Below are 23,585 nucleotides of genomic sequence, written 5' to 3' on the forward strand. Positions count from 1 at the left end.
ACGCGGCGAGCCGCGCCCGGGTGGGCGTGGCGACGCGTTGTCCCCAGGTTTCGGATGTGGTGTGATCGTCCGACCGGGGTTGGGGACGACGGAACGTGACCGGCGTACGATCCTGCGTATCGTCGCAGGCGTGTTCCTCGGACTCACTCTCCTGTGCGCGTTGCTCGGCTTTGTTGCCGGGCTCGGGCTGCCCCGTCCCATCCATCTCCTGCTCGCCCGAAGCCCCGGCTCCGGTTCGGTCGGCGGCATCGCCCCGCCCGGTCGCCCACCGGTCCTGCCCGTCGAGCCCGTGTCGGCCGCGAGCGGGCGGTTCGGCGCGTTGCCGCTCGCGGCGCTGACCGGGCTCGTCTGCGCCCTGCTCGCCTGGCGCCTGGGGCCCGGACTCGACCTGCTCGCGTTCCTGGTGCTCGCCGTCGCGGGGGTCACCCTCGCCGTGGTCGACGTGCGCGCCCTGCGGCTGCCCGACCCGGTGCTGCTGGTCACCCTGGCCACCGGCCTGACCCTGCTCGGCATGGAGTCGCTGGCCCTGGGCGACTTCACCGCCTACCGAAGAGCGCTGCTCGGCGGCGTCACGCTGGCCGGCTACCACCTGTGCCTGGCCGCGCTCTTCCGCGGCGCCCTGGGCATGGGCGACGTCAAGCTCGCCGGCGTGCTCGGCATACATCTGACCTGGCTCGGCTGGGGCGTGCTGGTCACCGGCGCGTTCCTGGCCGTGCTGCTCGCGGGGCTGACCGCCGGGGCGCTGATACTCGTGGGCCGCGCCCGCCGGGACAGCCGGCTGCCGTTCGGCCCCTGGCTGCTGCTCGGCGCGCTCGGCGGCGTGTTGTGCGGCGCCGAGTTGTCCCGATTGCATCTCGCCTGGTGAGACGGCGCCGGTCCATGCGGCGCTGTCCGGAAGATGGACGCGGGGATGGGGGCCCGCCTCGGGCATGAAAGGATTCGGGTGGAGATTCGCCGGGCGGATCCTGTCCGGTGGTGCTCGATGCATCGTGCCGGGCCTTCGTGCCGCCGTCCGGAGCAGGCACGCGTGACGCGCAAGAAGGAGCATTCGTGGGCAACCTACGCTGGCTGACCGCCGGGGAGTCGCACGGCCCCGCACTCGTGGCCACCCTGGAGGGGCTGCCCGCCGGCGTGCCCGTCACGACCGACCTGGTCGCCGACGCGCTCGCGCGCCGCCGACTGGGCTACGGGCGCGGCGCGCGGATGAAGTTCGAGCGCGACGAGGTCACCTTCCTCGGCGGCGTCCGGCACGGTCTCACCCAGGGCGGCCCGGTCGCGATCATGGTCGGCAACACCGAGTGGCCCAAGTGGGAGACGGTCATGTCGGCCGACCCCGTGGACCCGGAGGTGCTGGCCGCGCAGGCCCGCAACGCCGCGCTGACCCGCCCCCGCCCCGGCCACGCCGACCTGGCGGGCATGCAGAAGTACGGCTTCGACGAGGCCCGGCCGATCCTGGAGCGGGCCAGTGCCCGCGAGACCGCCGCCCGGGTCGCGCTCGGCGCGGTCGCCAAGGCGTTCCTGGAGCGCGTCGCCGGCATCCGGATCGTCAGCCACGTGGTCGAGTTCGGCGCGGCCAAGGCGCCCGCCGGCGTGTTCCCCGGCCCCGACGACACCGCCCGCCTGGACGCCGATCCGGTGCGCTGCTTCGATCCCGAGGCCTCGGCCGCGATGGTCACCGAGGTGGACGACGCGCAAAAGGCCGGCGACACACTCGGCGGCGTGGTCGAGGTGCTCGCCTACGGACTGCCCCCGGGCCTGGGCAGCCACGTGCACTGGGACCGCCGGCTCGACTCGCGCCTCGCGGGCGCGCTGATGGGCATCCAGGCGATCAAGGGCGTCGAACTCGGCGACGGCTTCGAGCTGGCCCGGGTGCGCGGCTCGAAGGCGCACGACGAGATCGTCAACACCGCCGACGGCGCGCGCCGCACCTCGCACCGCTCCGGCGGCGTGGAGGGCGGCATGTCCACCGGCGAGGTGCTGCGCGTGCGTGCGGCGATGAAGCCGATCGCCACCGTGCCCCGCGCCCTGGCCACCTTCGACGTGCGCACCGGCGAGCCGGCCCAGGCCCACCACCAGCGCTCCGACGTCGCGGCGGTACCCGCGTCGGGCATCGTGGCCGAGGCGATGGTGGCCCTCGTGCTGGCCGACCTGGTCACCGAGAAGTTCGGCGGCGACTCGGTCGACGAGACCGCCCGCAACGTGCGCGGCTACCTGGACGCGCTGGAGATTCGGTAGCGCCATGGCAGACATCGGGGACGCCGGGGACATCGCCGACGGCGTGAACACCACGCACGGCCGGGACGGGGGCGAGCGCCCACTGGTGGTCCTGGTCGGTCCGCCCGGCGCGGGCAAGACGACGGTGGGTCTGCTGCTCGCCGCGGCGCACGGGGTGGGCTTTCGCGACACCGACGCCGACGTCGAGGCGCGGGCGGGCAAGCCGATCCCGGACATCTTCGTCGACGAGGGAGAGCCGCACTTTCGCGCGCTCGAACACCGGGCGGTCGCCGACGCGCTGGCCGGCCACCCCGGCGTGCTCGCCCTCGGCGGCGGCGCGATCCTGGACCCGGCCACCCGCGACCTCCTGGCGGGCCACCACGTGGTCTTCCTCGACGTCGACTTGGCCGACGCGGTCAAGCGGGTCGGCCTCGACGCGCCGCGCCCGCTGCTGATGGGCAACCCCAGGGCCCGCTGGCGCGAGCTGATGGCCGCGCGCCGCCCCCTGTACACCGAGGTCGCCGCGGTCACGGTGAACACCGCCGGCCGCACTCCCGAGGACGTGGCCGCCGAGATCGGGCGCACCCTTGAGACCGCATCCCACCGGGCCCGACCCGAGCCCACCACGCCCGAGAAAGACGTGAAGCGATGAGCGGCACCCCCGTCGAACCCGTCCGGATCCGTGTCGGCGGCACCTCGGAGCCCTACGACGTGCTCGTGGGCACCGGCCTGCTCGGCGAACTCGCCGCGCTGATCGGCACCTCCGCCCGCCGGGTGGCGATCCTGCACCCGGAGGCGCTGGCCGCCACCGGCGAGGCGGTCCGCGAGGACCTGGCCGCGCAGGGCTACGAGGCGATCGCCATCCAGGTGCCCAACGCCGAGGACGCCAAGGACGTCGCGGTCGCGGCCTACTGCTGGTCGGTGCTCGGCCAGACCGGCTTCACCCGCTCCGACGTGATCGTCGGCATCGGCGGCGGCGCCACCACCGACCTGGCGGGCTTCGTCGCGGCGAGCTGGCTGCGCGGCGTGCGCTGGATCGCGATGCCCACCACGCTGCTCGGCATGGTCGACGCGGCCGTCGGCGGCAAGACCGGGATCAACACCGCCGAGGGCAAGAACCTGGTCGGCGCGTTCCACCCGCCCGCCGGCGTGCTCGCCGACCTGGCCACGCTGGAGTCGCTGCCGCGCAACGACTACGTCAGCGGCCTGGCCGAGGTGATCAAGGCCGGATTCATCGCCGACCCGGTGATCCTGGACCTGATCGAGGCCGACCCCGAGGCGGCCCGCGACCCGCTCGGCAAGGACACCGCCGAGCTGATCACCCGGGCCATCCGGGTCAAGGCCGACGTGGTCTCCGGCGACCTCAAGGAGGCCGGCCGCCGGGAGATCCTGAACTACGGGCACACCCTCGCGCACGCGATCGAGAAGGCCGAGCGGTACAAGTGGCGGCACGGCGCGGCGGTCAGTGTCGGCATGGTCTACGCCGCGGAGCTGGGCCGGCTCGCCGGTCGCCTCGACGACGCCACCGCCGACCGGCACCGCACCGTGCTGGCCGCGGTCGGACTGCCGCTGACCTACCGCGGCGACGCGTGGCCCCGGCTCCTGGAGACCATGCGCGTGGACAAGAAGTCGCGCGGCGACATGTTGCGCTTCATCGTCCTGGACGGCCTGGCCAAGCCGGTCGTCCTGGAGGCCCCCGACCCGACGCTCCTGGTCGCCGCCTACGCCGAGGTCTCGGCGTGAGCGCGCGCCGGGTGCTGGTCCTGAACGGCCCCAACCTCGGCCGGCTCGGCAGCCGCGAGCCGGACGTCTACGGCGCGACCTCGTACCAGGGCCTGGTCGCCGAGTGCGAACGCCTCGGCGCGGAACTCGACTTCGCCGTCGAGGTCCGCGAGACCAACGACGAGGGTGAGATCATCCGCTGGATGCACGAGGCCGCCGACGGCCGCATCCCGGTGGTGATGAACCCCGGCGCGTTCACCCACTACTCCTACGGGCTGCGCGACGCGGTCGCCCAGCGCACCGCGCCGTTCATCGAGGTGCACATCTCCAACCCGTACGCGCGCGAGAGCTTCCGGCACACCAGCGTGGTCGCCGCGGTCGCCAGCGGCACGATCGCCGGCTTCGGCCTCGGCTCCTACCGCCTGGCGCTGCGCGCGCTCGCCGAGGAACTCGACAGCTGAGCACCGCTCCCGGCCGGGGTGTCACCCACGTGGGTGACACCCCGGGCAGGGCCGCCGCGCCGCGCCCGCGCAGACCTCACCCGAGCAGCCGCCCGATCGCCGTCGCCACCTCCGGGTGCCCCAGATACGCGCCGATGTCGTGCGCACGATCGAGCGGATTGGCCACCGCGCACTCCGCGACCAGCCCACTCCAGTCGTCCGCCAGCGGACACCCGATCGCGACCGGATCGGTCGGGCACCACGCGTTGAACCACGGCCCCGCGATTGGCGGCAGATGCGGCCCGCCGATCCGCAGCCGCGAATAGACGGTGTCCATCCCCAACGGGCTGCCCACGGTGATCAACCCGGCCACCGGCACCGCCGGCCCCAGCCGGGTCAGCAGATCCATCGCCACCACCGTGCCCAGGCTGTGCGCGACCAGCACCACCGGACCGTCCGCGGGCATCCCGGCCAGCACCTGGTCGAGCACGGCCGTGCGCGTGTCGTCCTGATCCAGGTAGGCGGCGACGTCCTTGAACGCGGCCTTGATCACCAGCCGGTCCACCCCGGTGTGCGCGGCGATCCAGCCCAGCGGCTCACGCGTGGTGCGCACCACGTGGTCCCAGATGCTCTCGGTCGCCGGCTCCGCCGCCTCCGGAGGAGGCATGCCCGCCCGCCGCGCGGCCTCGTCGAGCAGCCGGTCGTACAACTCCTGCGCCGACGCGGACAGCGGCGCCTCGCCCGGCAGCGCCGACTCCATCACCTGCACGAGCCGGTCGCCGTAATAGGGGAACCACACGTCGGCCGGATCGACGGTCGCCAGCCCCGCCAGGGTCAGCCCGCTGTTGAGCCCCGCCGCCCAGCCGCGCCGCAACTCGTCCGGATCGCGCCCCTGCTGACTGCGCCCGTGGACGAACACCAGACGCAGCCGGCCCCCGAACGCCTCCGGCCGCCCGGTCGCCCCGGCGACCGGAACCGCCTCGGTGACCTCGATCGGCGGCCGGGGAGCGGGCACCGTGGACAGCAGCGCCGGCGCCGAGCCCAGGCCCGAGCCGGGACCCAGCTCGGCGAGCAGCGCCCGCTGCGCGTCGCTCGTGGTCAGCGCCGCGAGGCGGGCCAGGATCACACTGATCCGCACCCCCTCGTTGGCGATCCACTTGATCTCGGCCTGCCCCTGCTCGGGCCCCCACGGCTGATCGTGCAGGTTCAGCACGGCCCCGGACGCGTCGTGCGCGGGCACCCCGCTGTGATGCAGCGCGACCGCCTCCCACTGGTCGTTGAACACCGGCGAGCCGGAGTTGCCCGGCTCGGTGTCGGTCTCGTACTGAATGAAGTCGTCGAAGCGCTGGGTGAAGCGGTTCTGCCGGATGGCGATCTCCTTGAGCCGCCCGTCCGGGTGCCCGATCACGTTCACCGGATCGCCGATCACCAGCTTGCCCTCGGCCGCGAGCAGCCACAGATGCCCGAAGACCTGCCCGGCCGGCCGCCCGTCGCCGCCCGGACGCAGCGCCACCAGGGCGAAGTCCAGATCCTCGTCGGTCAGGAACAGCGTGTCCGGGTCCGGCGTGAAGCGGGTGGTGTGCAAGGGCAGGTCGTTGTCGATGCCCATCTCCGCGCCGAACTCGGCGAACGCGCCGCGCGCGGTCGCCGCGTCGGGAAAGACGTGATGGTTGGTCAGCAGCAGGCGCGGTGAGACCAGGAAGCCGGTCGCCTGCGGTTGCACCGGCCCGCCCGTGGCGTACCAGATCCGCGCGACGCACGCGGCGGCGCGCATGCCGCGGGCGAGGAAGTTCAGGCTCTGCAGATCGTTGGTGGCGCCGATGATGCGCTCGGCGAGCCCGGGCCCGCTCTCCTGCGGCGACGTGGCCAGCAGCACCTGCCCGGGCACTTCGTGCTGCTCCACCAGCCGGGCCGCGCGTAGTTGCAGCCGGTGGTCGTCGTCGGGGAATCGCCGACCGTCGGCGCGCCGCCGCTCGATCGTGGTCCGGTCCGCCTCGGCCGCCGCGTAGCGCGCCGCGGCGGCGCGCAGTCGACCCGCCAACCGCTCATCCGCCGCAGATGTGGCAGTTCCGTCATTTCCGCTGATTTCCACAGAAGCCCACCCCCTCGCAGGAAGGGTAGAACCGGGCCCCGGCCGCTGTCCGGATAACGGGCGATTGCGCTGGTCCGCGCCCGCGGGACGCAGACCCGAGCCCGAAGGATGCAGTCCCGCCGAGTCACACCGGGCTACCCCCACCTCACGGGACTACGCTGTTCCCATGCCCGAGGCCCATGATCGACGCCGTGATCGACTGCGTTCCCGCCTGGCCGGTGCCGGCGCCGACGTCGCCCTGATCACCAACCTCGTCAACGTGCGATACCTGACGGGGTTCACCGGCTCCAACGCCGCGCTGCTCGTGTACACACCGGGCGCACCGGGCGAGGGGAGCGGCCCGGGCGCGGTGTTGTGCACCGACAGCCGCTACGCGACCCAGGCGGCCGAGGAGTCGCCGGGCGTCGAACTGTTGGTCGAGCGGTCCTGCGCGCAGGCGCTGACCACCCGCGCCGCCCGCTCCGGCGCGGTCCGCCTGGCCATCGAGGAGCAGCACGTCACGGTCGAGCTGTACCGCGAGCTGGGTCGGGTACTCGCCGAGGAGAGCGCCGCCGGGGAACTGGTCAACCTGGGCCGGGTGGTCGAGGACCTGCGTCGGATCAAGGATCCCGAGGAGATCGCCGCGCTGCGGATCGCCTGTGAGATCGGCGACCGGGCGCTGGGCGAGATGATCGAGTCGATCCTGGTCGGCCGGACCGAGCGGCACATCGCGATGGAGCTGGAGCGGCGCATGGCCGACCACGGCGCCGACGCGGTGGCCTTCCCCACGGTGGTGGCCACCGGTCCGAACTCGGCGATTCCGCACCACGACCCCGGGGACCGCCGGGTCGAGGACGGCGACTTCCTCAAGATCGACTTCGGCGCGCGCTACCGCGGCTACCACGGCGACATGACCCGCACGTTCGTGATCGGCACCGAGCCCGCGGCCTGGCAGCAGGAGATCTACAGTGTGGTCTTCGCCGCCCAGAAGGCGGGCCGCGAGGCGCTGATGCCGGGGGTCGAGGCGGTCGCGGTGGACAAGGCCGCGCGCGATGTGATCGCGCAGGCCGGCTTCCTGGATTTCTTCGGACACGGCCTCGGACACGGCGTCGGCCTGGAGATCCACGAGGACCCGCATCTGGGTCCGACGGCGACCGGTAAGCTGGACGCTTGCATGCCGGTCACCGTCGAACCGGGGATCTATCTCCCGGGTCGCGGCGGTGTCCGCATCGAGGACACCCTTGTGGTTCGTCCGCTCGAAGACGGCGGGCCCGAGCTACTCACCATCACGACCAAGGAATTGCTCGTCCTGTAGCGGGCCGGCGCCCGCCGCCTCGTCCGACGAGCGAGAATCCGGTCCCAGAAGCACGCAGGAGACACCACACTCGTGGCCACGACCAACGACCTGAAGAACGGCATGGTGCTCAAGCTCGACAACGGCCAGCTCTGGTCCGTCGTCGAGTTCCAGCACGTCAAGCCCGGCAAGGGCGGCGCGTTCGTTCGTACGAAGCTCAAGCATGTCCTCTCCGGCAAGGTCGTGGACAAGACCTTCAACGCCGGCACTAAGGTCGAGACGGCCACCGTGGACAAGCGCGGCATGCAGTTCTCGTACAAGGACGGCGCCGACTTCGTGTTCATGGACACGGACACCTACGAGCAGCTGCCGATCTCGCCCGAGACCGTCGGCGACGCCGCCAACTACCTCCTCGAGGGCTTCGACGCGACGGTGGCGATCTACGAGGGCGCCGCGCTCTACGTCGAGCTGCCGGCCTCGGTCGAACTGCTCATCGAGTACACCGAGCCGGGTGTCCAGGGCGACCGCTCCACCGGTGGCACCAAGCCCGCGAAGCTGGAGACCGGCTTCGAGATCGCGGTTCCGCTCTTCATCACCACGGGCGAGAAGGTCAAGGTCGACACCCGTTCCGGTGACTACCTGGGCCGCGTGAACAGCTAGTGGCCGGTGCCCGCAGCAAGACCCGGAAGCGCGCGCTGCAGATCCTGTTCGAGGCCGACCAGCGCGGTGTCGATCCGGTGACCATCCTCGCGGACTGGGTCGGCCGCTTCCGGGCCGACAAGGCGGAGCCGCAGGTCGCCGAATACACGATGCGACTGGTCGAGGGCGTCCAGGAGCACCGCAAGCGCATCGACGACCTGATCGGCACCTACGCCGTGGGCTGGACGCTGGACCGGATGCCCGGCGTGGACCGCAACGTCCTGCGCCTGGGCATCTACGAACTGCTCTGGGAGAGCGACGTCCCCGATGTCGTGGCCATCGACGAGGCGGTCGAACTCGCCAAGGAATACTCCACGGACGAGTCGCCGGCCTTCGTCAACGGCCTGCTGGCCCGGATAAAGGATCTCAAGCCGACGCTGCTGCGCTAGCCGGCGTCCGCCGCCGGACCCGTCGAGCCGCCCACCCCGCCCGGGTGGGCGGCTCGCTGCGTTCGCGCCGGCCCGGATGAGGCGGCCGGTGTCCTGTGCCGATAATGAAGATCATGAAATCCGATCGGAAGGGCTCCCGGCTGCGGGACATCGGCGACGAGCCCGACTATCGGTTCACCCTCGCCAACGAACGCACGTTCCTGGCCTGGATCCGCACCGCGCTCTCCCTGCTCGCGGGCGGCGTGGCGGTGGTGCAGCTGGTGCCGGACCTGGCCCCGAGGGCGCAGCGCCTGGTGCTCGGCCTGGCCCTGGTCGGTTTGGCGCTGACCCTGTCGGCCACCGCGTACCGGCGCTGGTACCAGGTCGAGCGGGCGATGCGGTTGGGCCGCGCGCTGCCGTTCTCCGCGTTGCCGCTGGTGGTCTCGACGGGTCTGGCGATCGTGATCGTGGTGAGCGTCGTGCTCATGCTCGTGTCCTGATGGCCCGCCGCCCCGTCGCGCTGCCGGGCGCGCCCCTGGATCCGGGGCTGCAGCCCGAACGCACCCGGATGGCGTGGTCGCGCACGTCGCTGGCGTTCGTCGCCAACGGCGCGCTGCTGGTACGGGCCGGCCATGTGCCGGGGCGCTGGTGGTTCATGGTGCCGGGGTTCGTGGTGATGGCGGCCGGCTTCGGGGTGTACGTGGTGGGGCTGCTGCGGCATCGACAGGTCGACCACGCGGTTCGGGGCGGCACCGCCGCGGTCGGCGATCGGGCGATTCGCGCGACGCTGCTGACGGTGCTGGCGGCGTGTGTGCTGGCCGCCGTGGTGCTGGTCGGCCGGCCCTGACGGAGCCCTTGTCGGCGGCGCGGGGCCGCGGCGAGAATGCGCGCCATGACGACCGACGATCTCGGCATCCGTGGATTCGCCCGTGGCACCGATCGGTACGAGCGGGCGCGACCGTCCTACTCGAACGAGGCGATGGATCATCTGTGCGCCGGCGCGGGGATCGGTCCGGGCACCCCGGTGCTCGATCTGGCCGCCGGTACCGGCAAGTTGACCCGGTTGCTGGCCGAGCGCGGGGCGCGGGTGACGGCGGTGGAGCCGTCGGCCGCGATGCGCGAGACGTTCGCCCGGGTGGTCGAGGGGGTGCCGGTGCTGGCCGGTACGGCGGAGTCGATACCGCTGCCGGACGGCGCGGTCGACGTGGTCACCGTCGCCCAGGCGTTCCACTGGTTCGAGCCGGAGCCGGCGCTGCGCGAGATCGCGCGGGTGTTGCGGCCGGACGGGGTGCTGGCGCTGCTGTGGAACGAGCGGGATCAGGAGAACGCGCTGGTGGACCGGCTGTACGAGGTGGCCGAGTGGCCGTTCGGCGGCCTGTGCGACTACCGCCCGGCGATCGCCCGCAGCCCCTGGTTCGAGCCCGCGAAGCGGACCCTGTTCCGGCGCCGCGAGTCGTTGACCCACGACGCGATCGTGGAGCGGATCGCCACGTTCAGCTACGTGAGCGCGATGGGGGACCGGCAGCGCGGCGAAGTGCTGGCGCGGGTACGGGAGTTCGTCGGGGAGTACGCGGAGCCGGTGGAACTGGCCCATGTCACCGACACATACCTGGCCCGGCGCCGAAAGGTGCCGGCGTCGGGGTGAGGGCGGCGCGGGCTACAGGCTGCGGGCGTCGCGCCACCACCACGCCTGGCTGAGGTTGTCGGGCAGTTCGCCGGAGGCGCCGAGTTGGCGCATGCCCGCGCGCAGGCCGTCCTTGAGCACCTCGACCCCGTCGTCGCCGACCGCCTTGGTCCAGGCGCCCTGGATCCAGGACAGCTCGGCCCAGATCACCCGCAGGCATTCGCGGCCCCGTTCGGTGAGGGTGATCCGGCGGGCGCGGCGGTCGGCGGGGTCGGGTTTGCGGTCGACGTAGCCGTGTCGGGCCAGGTGCGAGACCACCTCGCCGGCCGACTGCTTGGTCATGCCGAGTCGGCGACCCAGTTCGGTGGCGGTGGTGCCGTCCTCGCCGATCAGGGTCAGCGCGAAGCCGTGCGTGGGCCGGATCTCGTCGAAGCCCGCGGCCGTCATGCGGTCGGAGAACAGTTGGCTGATCCCGCGCACGGCGGTGACCAGCAACGTCACCAGTTCGGGCCCGGAGGAGGTGTCTTGCTGCACGAAGTAAGAATACCTGTCTAATTTGCCGGGGAAACCCACGACGCCGCCCCCGACCGAGGTCGGGAGCGGCGCGCAGGTCGAATGACCGTTACCCATGGATCATGCCGCAACGAGCCGGTGGGGCAGGGCAGGCCATGCCGATCGGCACGCCGCGCCCGGTACGCCGAGCGCGGCCGCCGCTTGCCGGCGCCCATGGGCGGCCACCGGCACGGGAGGAGTGGCCGGCCGCTACACGTGTACGGCGACCGCGCCCTCGCGCTTTTCCCCCTGGCGCACGAACAGGGCCAGGACGATGCCGACCGCCATCGTGATCGCGGCGATGGTGAAGGCCAGTTGCATGCCGTCCAGGAACGTGGTGTCCGAGGCGTGTCGGATCGCCGCCATCGCCGGGCCGTCGAGCTGCTTGTCGCCCAGCAGGTCCGGGCGCAGCGGCGGAAATCCCTGGGCGACCGAACCCTCGATGCCCTCGCGCTGCCCGTGCGGCATCGTGGCGTAGTCGCCGGCCGCCGCGGGCCACCGGTCCGGCAGTACGGAGGAGACCTTGGCCGCCACCACCGCGCCGAGCACGGCCGTGCCGAGCGCGCCGCCGACCTGCATCGCGGCCTGCTGGATCCCGGAGGCCACGCCGGAGAGTTCGAGCGAGGCGTTGCCGACGATGATGTCGGTGGCGCCCACCATGATCGGGCTGAGCCCGAACCCGAGCAGCACGAACGGCACCATGGTCGCGCCGAAGCTCGCGTCCTCGCCCAGCCGGGCCAGCAGCGCCATCGCGGTCGCGGACAGCGCCAGGCCGGCGATGATCGGGATACGCGGGCCCAGCTTGGTGATCGCGAGGCCGCCTATCGGCGAGCCGATCATCATCACCACCGACATCGGCAACATCCGTACGCCGGTCTCGGTCGGGCTGAGCCCGTTGACGCCCTGGAGGTAGAAGGTGATGAAGAACATCGCGCCGAACATCGCGAACGCCATGAAGATCATCAGCACGATGCCGATCGAGAACGACCGGTTGCGGAACATCCCCATCGGCATCAGCGGTTCGGCCGCCCGGGTCTGCCACAGCGCGAAGAGCACGAGCAGGATCACCGCGGCGGCCATGAAGCCGAGCGTGTAGGCGCTGCCCCAACCCTTCTCGCCGCTCTTGATCACACCCCACACCAGGCAGAACATCGCCACCGACAACAACACCACGCCGAGATAGTCGATCCGGTTGCTCGCACCGGCCACCCGGCTGTTGGCCAGTGCCCAGATGCCGACCACCAGCGTCAGTACGCCGATCGGCACGTTGATGTAGAACACCGACTGCCAGCTGACGTGTTCGACGAGCAGGCCGCCGACGATCGGACCGGCGGCGGTGGCGGTGGAGATCGCCGCGCCCCAGATGCCGATGGCCATGTTCAGCTTGTTGCCGGGGAAGCTGTTGCGCAGCAGACCGAGCGCGGTGGGCTGGAGCAGCGCGCCGAACACGCCCTGGAGCACCCGGAAGGCGATCAGCATCGAGACCGACTGGGAGAACGCGATGAGCAGTGACGTGGCGGCGAAGCCGGCCGCGCCGATCAGGAAGATCGTCTTGTGCCCGTAGCGGTCGCCGAGCTTGCCCGCCGGGATCAGGCACACCGCGAGCGCGAGCAGGTAGCCGTTGGTGACCCATTGCAGGTCGGCGAGCGAGGCGTCGAGGTCCTTGGAGATGGCCGGGTTGGCGATGCCGACGACGGTGCCGTCGAGGGCCACCATCATCACGCCGAAGGCGACCGCGAGGAGGGTGAGCCAGGGGTGGCCCTGCATGCCCTTGCGGGCGGGGGGTGCGGAGGGATCCGGAGGGGGTGCGTCCGGTGTCGCCGCCGTCGAAGTCTGGCTCATACGTCCCCTACATCCATCCGTGTTCAGCGTCGTATCGAACCATCGAACGATATGGCACTGTGTGCCAAGTAGCCAAATCACTCAAGTTGCACGCAGTGACAAGTGCCATACTGTGCAGGGACCAAGGAGAGGAAGACGCAACGTGCGGGACACGGCCGGCGCCGCGACGGGTTTGCGCGAGCGCAAGAAGGAACGCACGCGCGAGGCCCTGGTGGACGCCGCGCAGGAGCTGTTCCTGCGCAAGGGGTACGACGCCACGACCATCGACGAGATCGTCGCCGCCGTGGAGGTCTCCCGGCGCACCTTCTTCCGCTACTTCGCGGGCAAGGAGGAGGTGGCGCTGGCCCGGGCGATGGAGTTCGAGCAGCTGTTCCTGTCCGCGCTGGCCACCCGACCGGCGGACGAGGCGCCGCTGACCGCGCTGCGCCGCGCGGGTACCGAGGTCTTGTCAGAGTTCGGCGACGAGCCGGACGACGGCGGGGGCCACGAGTTCCTGCGGATGCGCCGACTGATCGAGGGCACCCCGGTACTACTGGCCGCCTCGCTGCGCAACGCGATCGAGCTGGAGCGGCGGATGGCGTCGGAGATCGCCCGCCGCGAGGGCCTGAACCCGGAACTCGACCGTCGCCCGGCGCTGTTGGTGACCCTGTACCACTCGGTCATGCGGGTGGCGATGGACGAATGGACCGAGCGCGAGGTCATGGACACCGCCGGCCTGTCCCGAATCGTCGAGGCCGCCTGGGACGACATGGCCACCCTGCTCGCCGACCGCTGGACGGCGGGCGAACTGCACGGGGGCTGAGCCGGAGCCGGGGGCGGGCCGTCGGGGGCGCGGCGTGGCCGGGTGGCTGGGGGCGAGTCGCTGGGGGCCGAGTCGCGGGGTGGGCGTGATGGAGTGGTTTCTCCTCCGCTGCGCTCCGTCGGGGGCGGAAGGGGGAGAGGAGGTTGCCGCTGCGCGGCGCCCGGGGTGGTTCCGGCTCCGCTGCGCTCCACCGGTGTCGGAGGGAGTTGCGGCTCCGCTGCGCTCCACCGCTTGCCTGGACCCTCCGGGCCGGGTCGAGGAATGGGCCGGGCCGGGGGGCGTGGCCGGGTGGCTGGGGGCGAGTCGCTGGGGGCCGAGTCGCGGGGTGGGCGTGATGGAGTGGTTTCTCCTCCGCTGCGCTCCGTCGGGGGCGGAAGGGGCGGAGGAGGTTGCCGCTGCGCGGCGCCCGGGGTGGTTCCGGCTCCGCTGCGCTCCACCGGTGTCGGAGGGAGTTGCGGCTCCGCTGCGCTCCACCGCTTGCCTGGACCCTCCGGGCCGGGTCGAGGAGTGGGCCAGGCCGGGGACGGAGCAGGGTGAGCCCGCGCGGTAGCGGGTCCAGAGCGCAGTGGTGGGCTTGGATGTTTTGCCCACGGAGATGGGGCCAGGGCACAGCAGTGGACCTCGAGCCCGGAGGTGCGTCTACGGCACAGGGGTGGGCTCAGAGCCCGGAGTGGATCCAGGGCGCAGAAGTGGATCCCGGGCACAGCGGTGGGCCATGAGCCCGGAGGCGGGTCCAAGGCACAGGCGCGAGTCCAGGACGCAGCAGTGGGTCCGGAACCCGGAAGTGGTCCAGACCCGGTCATCGGTCTAGAGCCTGCACGTAGCTCCTGGGCGCGGAAGTGGGGCGTCTGGAGGGCGCTGCTCCCGCGACCCGCTCCCCGGCCGGGGTCGACTCACAACCCATGGCCGCGCCGACCCAGGCAACGGTGGAGCGCAGCGGAGCCGCAACTCCCTCCGACACCGGTGGAGCGCAGCGGAGCCGGAACCACCCCGGGCGCCGCGCAGCGGCAACCTCCTCTCCCCCTTCCGCCCCCCGACGGAGCGCAGCGGAGGAGAAACCACTCCATCACGCCCGCCACTACTCACCTTCATCACGCCCGGGGGCTCTGCCGCATTTCGCAGGGCCAGGCTCGTCGATGGGTCCGCGTCACCTTCGGTGGTCCTGCCGCACTTCGTGGCGCAAGGCCCGCCCGTGGGCCCGCGTCATCCTCAGCGGTCCTGCCGCATTTCGCAGGGCCAGGCCCGTCGATGGGCCCGCAGCACCTTCGGTGGTCCTGCCGCACTTCGTGGCGCAGGGCCCGCCCGTGGGCCCGCGTCATCCTCAGCGGTCCTGCCGCACTTCGCAGGGCCAGGCGCGTCGATGGGCCCGCGTCCCACGCCGTCCGGAGCGAGATCGCCACGGTATTCCGCTGTCCCGGCCCGCCGGACCCGGCCTGACTGCCAACCGATGGTCAGCCGCAGCCGGGTTGGGGGGCCGGATCGGGCAACGGGGGGATGTGGCTCGGCCAGGTCTGGGCGGCCCGGTGCTCGGCTGTGCCGCGCTGCCCTCGGCCGGGTGCCCTTTGACTCGGCCGCCTCTCGGCTGGGCCGGCTTCGGCCGGGCTGCACCTCGGCCGGCTTTTCCGCCCCCTTGGCTGGGCTTCCTCTCGGCTGGCCCGCCCCCTCGGCTGGCCCCCTCGGCTGGGCTGCCCCTTGGCCGGCCCGCCTGACCCGGCCCGATGCCCAACGGATGGTCGGCCGCAGCAGCCGGGTCGGGGCAGACGGGGGATGTGGCTCGGCCGGGTCGGGGTGACCTGGGGTTCGGCTGTGCCGCACTGTCCTCGGCCGGTGCCCTTCGACTGGGCCCCACCGGGGGCGGATACGACGCCCGGGGCCTGGTCGAGGCGTTCCTGTACCCCCTCGCCGACACCCTCGGCGAGGTCGGCAAGCCCAGTTGGTATCCGCCTCTCGGCTGGGCCGAGACTCGCAGCTGGGCCGCCTCTTGGCTGGGTTGGCTTCGGCCGGCTGCCCCTCGGCCGGCCCTTCCGCCCCTTGGCCGGGCTTCCTCTCGGCCAGCCTGCCCCCTTTGGCCGGCCTGCCCCTCGGCCGGCCTGCCCCTCGGCCGGGCCGCCTCTCGGCTGGGCTGCCCTTGGCCGGCCCGCCTGGCCCGGCCCGACGCCCAACCGATCGTCGGCCGCAGCAGCCGGGTTGGGGCAGACGGGGGATGTGGCTCGGCCGGGTCGGGGAGGGCCGGGGGTTCGGCGGTGCCGCGCTGCCACTCGGCCGACCCGCCTTTCGGCCGGGCTGCTCCTTGACCGGGGGTTGCCCTCGGCCGGGCTGCCTTCGGCTGGGCTGCCTTTTGGCCGACCCGCTCCTTGGCCGGGCTGCCTTTTGGCCGGGCAGGCCCTCGGCCGGCCTGCCCTTTGGGCGACCCGCTCCTTGGCCGGGCCGCCCCTCGGCTGGGCCGCTTCTTGCCCGGCCCGCCCCCTTGCCCGGCCCGCCCCCTTGCCCGGCCCGCCCCCTTGGCCGGCCCGCCCACCCCTTGCCCGGCTCACCCCTCCGCCCGCAGCCGCTCCCGCCGCCTGCCGGCGGCAGCCCCGGCCCCGCCCCCTCACCGCACGCGCTTCACCAGCAGGGCCAGCAGGGCGCCGATCAGTGAGATCGCGGCGGCGAAGGCGAAGAGGCCCTTGTAGCCGAAGTCCAGGTCGTCGACCAGGAAGGGGGCCAGGAACGGGGCGGCGATCTGGGGGCCGGCGTTGGCTATGTTGATCAGGCCCATGTCCTTGCCGACGTCCTGGGGGCGGGGGAGGACCTGGGTGATCAGGGCCATGTCGACGGCCATGTACATGCCGAAGAAGAGGCCGTTGGCGACCTGGAAGGCGATCATGCCGTCCTCGGTGGCCCAGATCATCGGGATGGCCAGGGACAGGGCCGCGCCGGCGCCGGAGGCGATCACGAACGGCTTGACGCGGCCGACGCGGTCCACGATCGGGCCGATCACCACGGCCGCGACGATGGTCACCACCGCGTTGATCACGGTCAGGGTGCCCAGCTTGGAGACGACCTCGTCCTGGGGGATCTTCACGTACATCAGCAGGATGAAGAAGTTGAACTGCAGCACCACCATGTACCCGAGCATCACGCCCAGGCGCGAGAGCAGGGCGATGAAGAAGTCGGCGTGCTCGCGCGGCGAGACCCAGAAGCCCTTGACGAAGGCGACGAACGCGAACGGCTCGCGCGGCAGGTCCTTGGTGGAGCGGTCGGGGCTGACGATCACGAAGATCAGCGCGGCGGCCACCAGGATCGCGGCGATCAGGTAGAAGCCCTTGGCCCCGCCGTCGGACGGGTCGGCGAAGCGGCCGTCGAAGCCGCCGATCTGCGCGTCGATCCCGATCATGCTCAGGTCGACGCCGGCAAGGAGCAACGAGGCCACGATCGTGCCCACGGGGATACCGAGGCCGATCATCGCGGAGAGCCGGCCGTACTTGCTCGCCGGCACCCGGTCCGGCATGACCGCGGTCACCGCGGCCTGGTAGCCGTTCATGATGAATTGGATGAGACCCCAGGTCAGCCCCACCACCGCGATCGAGTTCGCGTTGGCCTGGAAGCACAGGGCGGCGGCGCCGACGAGCGCGCAGAACAGGATGAAGGGCGAGCGCCGGCCGAACCGCGAACGGGTGATGTCGGAGAGCTTGCCGAACAGCGGATTGCCGACCGTGGCGAACAGCGCGCCCCAGAAGATCGGCCACTTCAGCGCTTCCTGGTCGGGCACGCCCTTGATGTGGATGACCTGGATCGGGAGCAGGTACACCCCCACGCCCAGCCACAACATGTAGAGCGCGATGTTGGCGATGGGCAACGTCGCGTAGAGCGGAGCGACCTTGTACCCGGTGGTCCCGGCGTCCGCGGACTTCGCGGCGGACACCGGTGCCGGCGACGAGGAGCCGGGCTCCTCTGTGGTGGTCGAACTCATGTGGACCGTCCGATGGAGGGGACTCGAACCTCCCTGCACGGAGGTCCCGAATCGTTTGACGTGGTGTTGGGATCGGAGCCTAGGTGACACGAATAAGCAGGGGAATGGGTCCACAACGTGAAATCAGCCCGACTAGATAACGATTTGATCGTTCAAGAGGTGAACGAAGTGCGCTGTGCAGCGAATCGTCACTGCGAGTGATCTTGTAACGACCGACACGTGTCAGTAGCGCATTCGAGCGATTACGGCCAAGGTTGTGCCGGCTAACCAAGCGGTAACGGATCGCGCGTCCCCGTGATCCGGTGGTCATCGGTTGCGCGCGGGCCGGCCCCGCGCGCGGGTGCGGTAGGGGGTGTCGTCGAGATGACGAGCACGAAGTCGGTCACTTGCCGCCCGGGGGGTCGCGGATGAGCGTGCCGGAGGCGGGGGCCAAACCCCCCACCAGTTCGGACGTCGCCCGACTCGCCGGCGTGTCCAGGTCCACCGTGAGCTACGTGCTCAACTCGCCGCCCGGGGTCCGGGTCAGCGCGCAGACCCGCGAGCGGGTGATGCTCGCCGTGCGCGAACTGGGCTACGCGCCCAGCGCGCCCGCCCGGTCGCTGCGCTCGGGCAACAGCGACGTGGTGCTCTTCCCGCTGCCGCTGCAACCCATGGGGCAACTCCTCGAGGCGTTCATCGACGAACTCACCGAGGCGCTGAACCGGCACGAGTTGAGCCTTCTCATCCACGCCGACCGCACTTCGCGCGGCGCGGACGCGGCCCGTCAGTGGGCCGCGCTGCGCCCGCTCGCGGTGATGGCGGAATCGAATCGGCTCACCGGCGGCGCGGTCGACGTGCTCAAGCGGGCGGGGGTGCGGGCGATCTTCGCGTGGGGGCGCGAGGAACACCCGGACGTGCCCACCGCGATCTTCGACAACCGCGACACCGGCCGCGTCGCGGTCCGCCACCTCATCGACCGCGGCCACCGCCGACTGGCCTGCCTGGTCCCGTCCGGACCGTTGGCCTTCCTCGGCGAGGAGCGCTGGGCGGGCGCCCAGGCCGCCGCCGAGGACGCGGGTGTGTCGCTGCGCCGGGTGGACGTGGGCTACGTGCGCGATGACGTACTGGCGATCGTGCGCCAGTGGCAGCGCGAGAGCGAGCCGCCCACCGCGGTCTTCGCCGGCAACGACGACTTCGCCCTGATGATCATCTCGGCGCTGCGCGAGTGCGGCTGGTCGGTGCCCGAGGACATGGCCGTGGTCGGTGCCGACGACCTGCCGTTCTGCGACCTGGTCTGGCCCCGGCTGACCAGCGTCTCGATGCACACCCGGACGATGGGCTCCGGCGCCTCGGACGCGATCACCACGCTGATCCGGGGCCGTGACTACCGGCCCGGCGGGCGCATGGTCGTGCACCCGCGCGTGGTGGTCCGCGAATCCGGCTGAGGCCGCCGAGCGTACAAAAGGTGAAGGGTCCCGGAGCCGATCGGCTCCGGGACCCTTCGAGGTTCCCGCAAGGTTTCCCGCCCGGCGAAGTCACGCTCCGCCGTCACATCGTCACGCGTTGCTCTGGTGCTCCACGGCCCGACGCGCCTCCGGGTTGAGCACGCCCCACCCGATCAGCTGCTCGGTCAGCACGCTCGGCGACTGGTCGTAGATCACGGCCAGGGTGCGCAGGTCGTCCTGGCGGATCGACAGCACCTTGCCGTTGTAGTCGCCGCGCTGGCTCTGGATGGTGGCCGCGTAGCGCTGGAGCGGGCCGGCCTGGTCCGACGGGACCGTCTGCAGCCGCTCCAGGTCGAGCACCAGGCGCGGCGGCGGCTCGGCGGCGCCGTTCGGAGTGCCGCCGGGCAGCAGCTCCTGCACGGGAACGCCGTAGAAGTCGGCGAGCTCGGCCAGGCGCTGCACGGTTACCGCACGGTCGCCGCGTTCGTACGAACCGACGACGACGGCCTTCCAGCGGCCCTGGGACTTCTCCTCGACGCCGTGCAGGGACAGGCCCTGCTGGGTCCGGATCGCGCGGAGCTTCGCCCCGAGCTGCTTGGCGTAGTCGCTGGACATCTCGCTCCCAAAACAGGTGACTGACCGTGAAGGTCCACCGGTGGTTGGCCGAACCGATGGGGTGGCTACCTCCGGGCCGGCTTTCTGTACCTCGAACTCTCCCCGAAGCTGCGAGGTTCGGCACGTCGCGACTGTCGCGTTTGGCCCGGTGGTGACTCATTGTGAGGTTACGCAGAGTAATTTGCGTCCGTCAAGCCGAACGGCCTACAAAGCCGGATTCATGCAGGTGAGAGGCACCTTTACGCGAGCTTCCACGGCATATGCCCCGGCTCGATCCGCCGGTCCGGGCCGCCGAAAGACTGATGATGTTGGCTGATACTGTGAGGGACGTACCCCGGCGTCCTTTAAAGCCCGTCCTGTGAGACGGGGAAGGAGGTCTGTTTTCCATGACAGCACCCCGAAACACCCCTGGCGGCACGTCGGCCGCCCGTCCGAAGGACCTCGACCCGGCCACCGCCCGTACGGTCCTGGATCCCTCCGACATCAACCGGGCACTGACCCGCATCGCCCACGAGATCGTCGAACGCGCCAAGGGCGCCGACGACGTGGTGCTCCTGGGCATCCCGACCCGCGGCGTGGCCTTGGCCCGCCGGCTCGGCGAACGACTCGCCTCCATCGAGGACGGCACGAAGGTCCCCGTCGGCGCACTCGACATCACCATGTACCGCGACGACCTGCGCCTGGGCCCGGCCCGCGCGCTGGAGCGCACCGAGATCCCCGCCGAGGGCATCGACGGCAAGCTCGTGGTCCTGGTCGACGACGTGCTCTACTCCGGCCGCACCATCCGCGCCGCGCTGGACGCGCTCAATGACATCGGCCGCCCGCGCGCGGTGCAACTGGCCGTCCTGGTCGACCGCGGCCACCGCGAACTCCCGATCCGCGCCGACTACGTGGGCAAGAACCTGCCCACCTCACAGCGCGAGACCGTCAAGGTCCACCTCGCCGAGTACGACGGCCGCGACGCGGTCCTGCTCGGCACCCGCGCGGCCGACCCCGCCGCCCACACCGACGCGGAGAAGTAGCCAGTGAAGCGCCACCTGATCTCGGCCGCGGACCTCACCCGCGACGACGCCATCCTGATCCTCGACACCGCCGAAGAACTCGCGCACATCGCCGAGCGGCCGATCAAGAAACTGCCGACGCTGCGCGGCCGCACCGTGGTCAACCTGTTCTTCGAGGACTCCACCCGCACCCGGATCTCCTTCGAGGCCGCCGCCAAGCGCCTGTCCGCCGACGTGATCAACTTCTCCGCCAAGGGCTCCTCGGTCTCCAAGGGCGAATCGCTCAAGGACACCGCGCTGACCCTGCAGGCGATGGGCGCCGACGCCGTCGTCATCCGCCACCACGCCTCCGGCGCGCCGCACCGCCTGGCCGGCTCCGGCTGGCTGCGCGGCTCGGTGGTCAACGCCGGCGACGGCACCCACGAGCACCCCACCCAGGCCCTGCTCGACGCGTTCACCATGCGCCGCAGGCTGGCCGGCGGCCGGGGCGACCTCGAAGGCCGCCGGATCACCCTCGTGGGCGACGTCCTGCACAGCCGCGTGGCCCGCTCCAACGTGCTCCTGCTGGCCACCCTCGGCGCCGAGGTCACCCTCGTCGCGCCGCCCACGCTGCTCCCGATCGGCGTGGAGACCTGGCCCTGCACGGTCTCCTACGACCTGGACGCGCCGCTGCCCAAGTCCGACGCGGTGATGATGCTGCGCGTGCAGCGCGAGCGCATGAACGCCGCGTTCTTCCCCACCGAGCGCGAATACTCCCGCCGCTACGGCCTGGACCTGCGTCGCATGGCGATGCTCCCCGAGCACGCCATCGTGATGCACCCCGGCCCGATGAACCGCGGCATGGAGATCGCCGCCGAGGTCGCCGACTCGACCCGCTCGACCATCGTCGAGCAGGTCACCAACGGCGTCAGCGTGCGCATGGCGGTCCTGTACCTGCTCCTGGGCGGCAACGAACCCGCCCAGAGCACCCCCAGCAGCGTCACCGCAAGCACCCCCAGCACCCCCGGCGCCGCGAGCGCGTCGAACGGCGGCACCGGCACCGAGGAGATCGCCCAGTGAGCACCTACCTGATCAAGGACGCCAAGGTCCTCGGCGGCGACGCGCAGGACGTGCTCATCCGCGACGGCCTGATCGCCGGGATCGGCGCCGGCCTCACCGCCGAGGGCGCCACCGTCGTCGAGGCCGCCGGGCAGATCCTCCTGCCGGGCCTGGTCGACCTGCACACCCACCTGCGCGAGCCCGGCCGCGAGGACGCCGAGACGGTGGCCACCGGCGCGAACGCCGCGGCCCTGGGCGGCTTCACCGCGGTGCACGCGATGGCCAACACCGACCCCGTCGCGGACACCGCCGGCACCGTCGAGCAGGTGTGGCGGCTCGGCCAGGAGAGCGGCCGGTGCGACGTGCACCCGGTCGGCGCGGTCACCGTCGGCCTTGAAGGCAAGCGCCTGGCCGAACTCGGCGCGATGGCCGACTCCGCCGCCCGCGTGCGGGTGTTCTCCGACGACGGCAAGTGCGTCGACGACGCGGTCATCATGCGCCGCGCCCTGGAGTACGTGAAGGCGTTCGACGGCGTGGTCGCCCAGCACGCGCAGGAGCCCCGGCTGACCGAGGGCGCCCAGATGAACGAGGGCACCGTCTCCGGCGAACTGGGCCTGCGCGGCTGGCCCGCCGTCGCCGAGGAGTCGATCATCGCCCGCGACGTGCTGCTCACCGCGCACGTCGGCTCGCGCCTGCACGTGTGCCACGTCTCCACCGCCGGCTCCGTGGAGATCCTGCGCTGGGCCAAGTCCAAGGGCTGGAACGTCACCGCCGAGGTCACCCCCCACCACCTGCTGCTCACCGACGAACTCGTGCGCAGCTACGACCCGGTCTACAAGGTCAACCCGCCGCTGCGCACCGCCGCCGACGTCACCGCGCTGCGCGAGGCCCTCGCCGACGGCACGATCGACGCGGTCGCCACCGACCACGCCCCGCACCCCAGCGAGGACAAGGACTGCGAGTGGGCGGTCGCCGCGATGGGCATGCTCGGCCTGGAGACGGCGCTGTCGATCGTGCAGGAGACCATGGTCGACACCGGCCTGCTCGACTGGGCGGGCGTGGCCGACCGCATGTCCACCCGCCCCGCCGACATCGGCCGGCTCGACGGGCACGGCCGCCCGATCGCCGTCGGCGAGCCCGCCAACCTGGTGCTGGTCGACCCGGGCGCACGGCGTACGGTCGAACCGTCCGAACTCGCCTCGCGCAGCCGTAACACCCCCTACGCCGGTCTGGTCCTGCCCGGCAAGGTGGTCGCCACGTTTCTGCGCGGCGTACCCACGGTGATCGACGGGAAGCTCGCGTGACCTCAGGCAACGCCCACCACGACCTGCTGCTGCTCGCCGCCGACCGCAAGTCGGCGGAGGTGACGGACTGGGGCGGTCGCATCCTCTGGATCGGCATCTGCCTCGTCTTCGTCCTCGGCATCTACCTGCTGATGTGGCGCGCCTGGAAGAAGCGCGGTCAACGCCAGGCCGCGCTTCCCGAGCTGCACACCGCGCCCGAGTCCGGCGCCGCGCCGCTGCTGCCGCCGCTGGTCGGCCGCTACTTCGGCAGCACCACCGCCGGCGACTGGCTGGACCGGGTGGTCGCTCACGGTCTGGGCACCCGCAGCCCGGTCGAGCTGACCCTGCGCGCCGACGGCCTGGTGGTCGAGCGACCCGCCGCGACCGACTTCTTCGTCCCCGCCGCCGCGCTCACCGGTGTGCGGCACGAGAAGGGCATCGCCGGGAAGGTGCTGCCCGAGGGCGGCCTGCTGGTGATCACCTGGACGCACGGCGACACCACGCTCGATTCGGGCTTTCGCGGCGACCACCCCGACGACCACGACGCGTGGATCGAGACCATCACCCGGCTGATCGCCGGGGATCCGCCGGCGACCGCCGGCGCGGCTGTAATGAACCACCAGGAAGGATCGGTCACGTGACCG

Annotated in this window: 22 protein-coding genes; 17 read left to right on the forward strand and 5 right to left on the reverse strand. The window is 71.9% G+C overall.

Annotated elements, in window-relative coordinates:
* Positions 1–130: 130 nt before the first annotated feature.
* The 5 genes from ACMXN5_RS27540 (at position 131) to aroQ (ending at position 4,397) form a co-directional block, all read left to right on the forward strand.
* Positions 131–865 (forward strand): prepilin peptidase, encoded by a 735-nt coding sequence (locus tag ACMXN5_RS27540; RefSeq protein WP_439677477.1) that lies wholly within the window; start codon positions 131–133, stop codon positions 863–865.
* A gap of 185 nt (positions 866–1,050) precedes the next feature.
* Complete coding sequence (gene aroC / locus ACMXN5_RS27545; RefSeq protein WP_380010196.1) at positions 1,051–2,235, forward strand: chorismate synthase; 1,185 nt, start codon at positions 1,051–1,053, stop codon at positions 2,233–2,235.
* A gap of 4 nt (positions 2,236–2,239) precedes the next feature.
* A complete protein-coding gene (locus tag ACMXN5_RS27550) occupies positions 2,240–2,866 on the forward strand; it encodes a shikimate kinase (protein ID WP_439677479.1) in 627 nt (208 codons plus the stop codon).
* Entirely contained in the window at positions 2,863–3,957 is a 1,095-nt protein-coding gene (gene aroB / locus ACMXN5_RS27555; protein WP_439677480.1) for a 3-dehydroquinate synthase, read from the forward strand. Before ACMXN5_RS27550 ends, aroB begins: the two co-directional genes overlap by 4 nt.
* The gene (aroQ, locus tag ACMXN5_RS27560; protein ID WP_439677482.1) at positions 3,954–4,397 is read left to right on the forward strand and encodes a type II 3-dehydroquinate dehydratase; all 444 of its coding nucleotides are present in this window, start codon (positions 3,954–3,956) and stop codon (positions 4,395–4,397) included. Before aroB ends, aroQ begins: the two co-directional genes overlap by 4 nt.
* Before the next feature lie 76 nt (positions 4,398–4,473).
* On the opposite strand, the gene ACMXN5_RS27565 is transcribed toward aroQ, so the two are convergent.
* Positions 4,474–6,417 carry a trypsin-like peptidase domain-containing protein gene (locus ACMXN5_RS27565; protein WP_439677484.1) on the reverse strand — a complete coding sequence of 648 codons (1,944 nt, stop codon included), beginning with the start codon at positions 6,415–6,417 and terminating at the stop codon, positions 4,474–4,476.
* Between the two features lie 217 nt (positions 6,418–6,634).
* Here ACMXN5_RS27565 and ACMXN5_RS27570 point away from each other — a divergent pair, with 217 nt between their 5' ends.
* The 6 genes from ACMXN5_RS27570 to ACMXN5_RS27595 all read left to right on the forward strand — a co-directional run bounded on the left by ACMXN5_RS27570 (position 6,635) and on the right by ACMXN5_RS27595 (position 10,453).
* Positions 6,635–7,762: an aminopeptidase P family protein gene (locus tag ACMXN5_RS27570; protein WP_439677485.1), complete on the forward strand. Its 1,128-nt coding sequence runs from the start codon at positions 6,635–6,637 to the stop codon at positions 7,760–7,762.
* A 72-nt stretch (positions 7,763–7,834) separates the two neighbouring features.
* Complete coding sequence (gene efp, locus ACMXN5_RS27575) at positions 7,835–8,401, forward strand: elongation factor P (protein ID WP_380039400.1); 567 nt, start codon at positions 7,835–7,837, stop codon at positions 8,399–8,401.
* On the forward strand, positions 8,401–8,829 hold the full coding sequence (gene nusB, locus ACMXN5_RS27580) for a transcription antitermination factor NusB (RefSeq protein WP_078974409.1): 429 nt from the start codon (positions 8,401–8,403) through the stop codon (positions 8,827–8,829). Before efp ends, nusB begins: the two co-directional genes overlap by 1 nt.
* Before the next feature lie 104 nt (positions 8,830–8,933).
* A complete protein-coding gene (locus tag ACMXN5_RS27585; RefSeq protein ID WP_439677487.1) occupies positions 8,934–9,308 on the forward strand; it encodes a YidH family protein in 375 nt (124 codons plus the stop codon).
* Entirely contained in the window at positions 9,308–9,655 is a 348-nt protein-coding gene (locus tag ACMXN5_RS27590; protein ID WP_439677489.1) for a DUF202 domain-containing protein, read from the forward strand. Before ACMXN5_RS27585 ends, ACMXN5_RS27590 begins: the two co-directional genes overlap by 1 nt.
* 45 nt (positions 9,656–9,700) lie before the next feature.
* Entirely contained in the window at positions 9,701–10,453 is a 753-nt protein-coding gene (locus ACMXN5_RS27595) for a class I SAM-dependent methyltransferase (protein WP_439677491.1), read from the forward strand.
* 12 nt (positions 10,454–10,465) lie between these two features.
* Here ACMXN5_RS27595 and ACMXN5_RS27600 read toward each other — a convergent pair whose 3' ends face one another.
* On the reverse strand, positions 10,466–10,966 hold the full coding sequence (locus ACMXN5_RS27600) for a MarR family winged helix-turn-helix transcriptional regulator (RefSeq protein WP_161500608.1): 501 nt from the start codon (positions 10,964–10,966) through the stop codon (positions 10,466–10,468).
* Between the two features lie 228 nt (positions 10,967–11,194).
* Positions 11,195–12,826, reverse strand: coding sequence for an MFS transporter (locus ACMXN5_RS27605; RefSeq protein ID WP_439677492.1), 1,632 nt, complete (start codon positions 12,824–12,826; stop codon positions 11,195–11,197).
* 142 nt (positions 12,827–12,968) lie between these two features.
* Here ACMXN5_RS27605 and ACMXN5_RS27610 point away from each other — a divergent pair, with 142 nt between their 5' ends.
* Positions 12,969–13,628, forward strand: coding sequence for a TetR/AcrR family transcriptional regulator (locus ACMXN5_RS27610; RefSeq protein ID WP_439677493.1), 660 nt, complete (start codon positions 12,969–12,971; stop codon positions 13,626–13,628).
* 2,590 nt (positions 13,629–16,218) lie between these two features.
* Here the strand turns inward: ACMXN5_RS27610 and ACMXN5_RS27615 are convergent.
* Positions 16,219–17,580, reverse strand: a complete 1,362-nt coding sequence (locus tag ACMXN5_RS27615; protein ID WP_439677494.1) for an MFS transporter — start codon at positions 17,578–17,580, stop codon at positions 16,219–16,221.
* A 407-nt stretch (positions 17,581–17,987) separates the two neighbouring features.
* On the opposite strand from ACMXN5_RS27615, the gene ACMXN5_RS27620 reads away from it, so the two are divergent.
* Positions 17,988–19,004, forward strand: coding sequence for a LacI family DNA-binding transcriptional regulator (locus tag ACMXN5_RS27620; RefSeq protein ID WP_395790942.1), 1,017 nt, complete (start codon positions 17,988–17,990; stop codon positions 19,002–19,004).
* A 111-nt stretch (positions 19,005–19,115) separates the two neighbouring features.
* Here the strand turns inward: ACMXN5_RS27620 and bldD are convergent, their stop codons facing one another.
* Complete coding sequence (bldD, locus tag ACMXN5_RS27625) at positions 19,116–19,619, reverse strand: transcriptional regulator BldD (protein ID WP_126643439.1); 504 nt, start codon at positions 19,617–19,619, stop codon at positions 19,116–19,118.
* Positions 19,620–20,005: 386 nt separating this feature from the next.
* Between bldD and pyrR the strand changes: the two genes are divergently transcribed.
* From pyrR to ACMXN5_RS27645, 4 genes are read left to right on the forward strand one after another with little or no spacing between them, the layout of a single operon-like run.
* Positions 20,006–20,641 (forward strand): bifunctional pyr operon transcriptional regulator/uracil phosphoribosyltransferase PyrR, encoded by a 636-nt coding sequence (gene pyrR, locus ACMXN5_RS27630; protein ID WP_380039416.1) that lies wholly within the window; start codon positions 20,006–20,008, stop codon positions 20,639–20,641.
* 3 nt (positions 20,642–20,644) lie between these two features.
* The gene (locus tag ACMXN5_RS27635; RefSeq protein ID WP_380010152.1) at positions 20,645–21,679 is read left to right on the forward strand and encodes an aspartate carbamoyltransferase catalytic subunit; all 1,035 of its coding nucleotides are present in this window, start codon (positions 20,645–20,647) and stop codon (positions 21,677–21,679) included.
* The gene (locus ACMXN5_RS27640) at positions 21,676–22,962 is read left to right on the forward strand and encodes a dihydroorotase (protein ID WP_380010149.1); all 1,287 of its coding nucleotides are present in this window, start codon (positions 21,676–21,678) and stop codon (positions 22,960–22,962) included. Before ACMXN5_RS27635 ends, ACMXN5_RS27640 begins: the two co-directional genes overlap by 4 nt.
* Positions 22,959–23,582 (forward strand): PH-like domain-containing protein, encoded by a 624-nt coding sequence (locus ACMXN5_RS27645; RefSeq protein WP_439677496.1) that lies wholly within the window; start codon positions 22,959–22,961, stop codon positions 23,580–23,582. The genes ACMXN5_RS27640 and ACMXN5_RS27645 overlap by 4 nt, the downstream gene beginning before the upstream one ends.
* Positions 23,583–23,585: the final 3 nt, after the last annotated feature.

Origin of the sequence: Embleya australiensis, from assembly GCF_051903075.1 — a bacterium.
Classification (GTDB): Bacteria; Actinomycetota; Actinomycetes; order Streptomycetales; family Streptomycetaceae; genus Embleya.

Excerpts from the sequence above, each read along its gene's own strand:
- ACMXN5_RS27585 (WP_439677487.1), top strand. The coding sequence starts at position 8,934 with ATGAAGATCATGAAATCCGATCGGAAGGGCTCCCGGCTGCGGGACATC.
- ACMXN5_RS27550 (WP_439677479.1), top strand. The coding sequence starts at position 2,240 with ATGGCAGACATCGGGGACGCCGGGGACATCGCCGACGGCGTGAACACC.
- bldD (WP_126643439.1), bottom strand. The coding sequence starts at position 19,619 with ATGTCCAGCGACTACGCCAAGCAGCTCGGGGCGAAGCTCCGCGCGATC.
- pyrR (WP_380039416.1), top strand. The coding sequence starts at position 20,006 with ATGACAGCACCCCGAAACACCCCTGGCGGCACGTCGGCCGCCCGTCCG.
- ACMXN5_RS27570 (WP_439677485.1), top strand. The coding sequence starts at position 6,635 with ATGCCCGAGGCCCATGATCGACGCCGTGATCGACTGCGTTCCCGCCTG.
- aroB (WP_439677480.1), top strand. The coding sequence starts at position 2,863 with ATGAGCGGCACCCCCGTCGAACCCGTCCGGATCCGTGTCGGCGGCACC.
- ACMXN5_RS27615 (WP_439677494.1), bottom strand. The coding sequence starts at position 17,580 with ATGAGTTCGACCACCACAGAGGAGCCCGGCTCCTCGTCGCCGGCACCG.
- ACMXN5_RS27595 (WP_439677491.1), top strand. The coding sequence starts at position 9,701 with ATGACGACCGACGATCTCGGCATCCGTGGATTCGCCCGTGGCACCGAT.
- ACMXN5_RS27620 (WP_395790942.1), top strand. The coding sequence starts at position 17,988 with ATGAGCGTGCCGGAGGCGGGGGCCAAACCCCCCACCAGTTCGGACGTC.
- ACMXN5_RS27590 (WP_439677489.1), top strand. The coding sequence starts at position 9,308 with ATGGCCCGCCGCCCCGTCGCGCTGCCGGGCGCGCCCCTGGATCCGGGG.
- ACMXN5_RS27605 (WP_439677492.1), bottom strand. The coding sequence starts at position 12,826 with ATGAGCCAGACTTCGACGGCGGCGACACCGGACGCACCCCCTCCGGAT.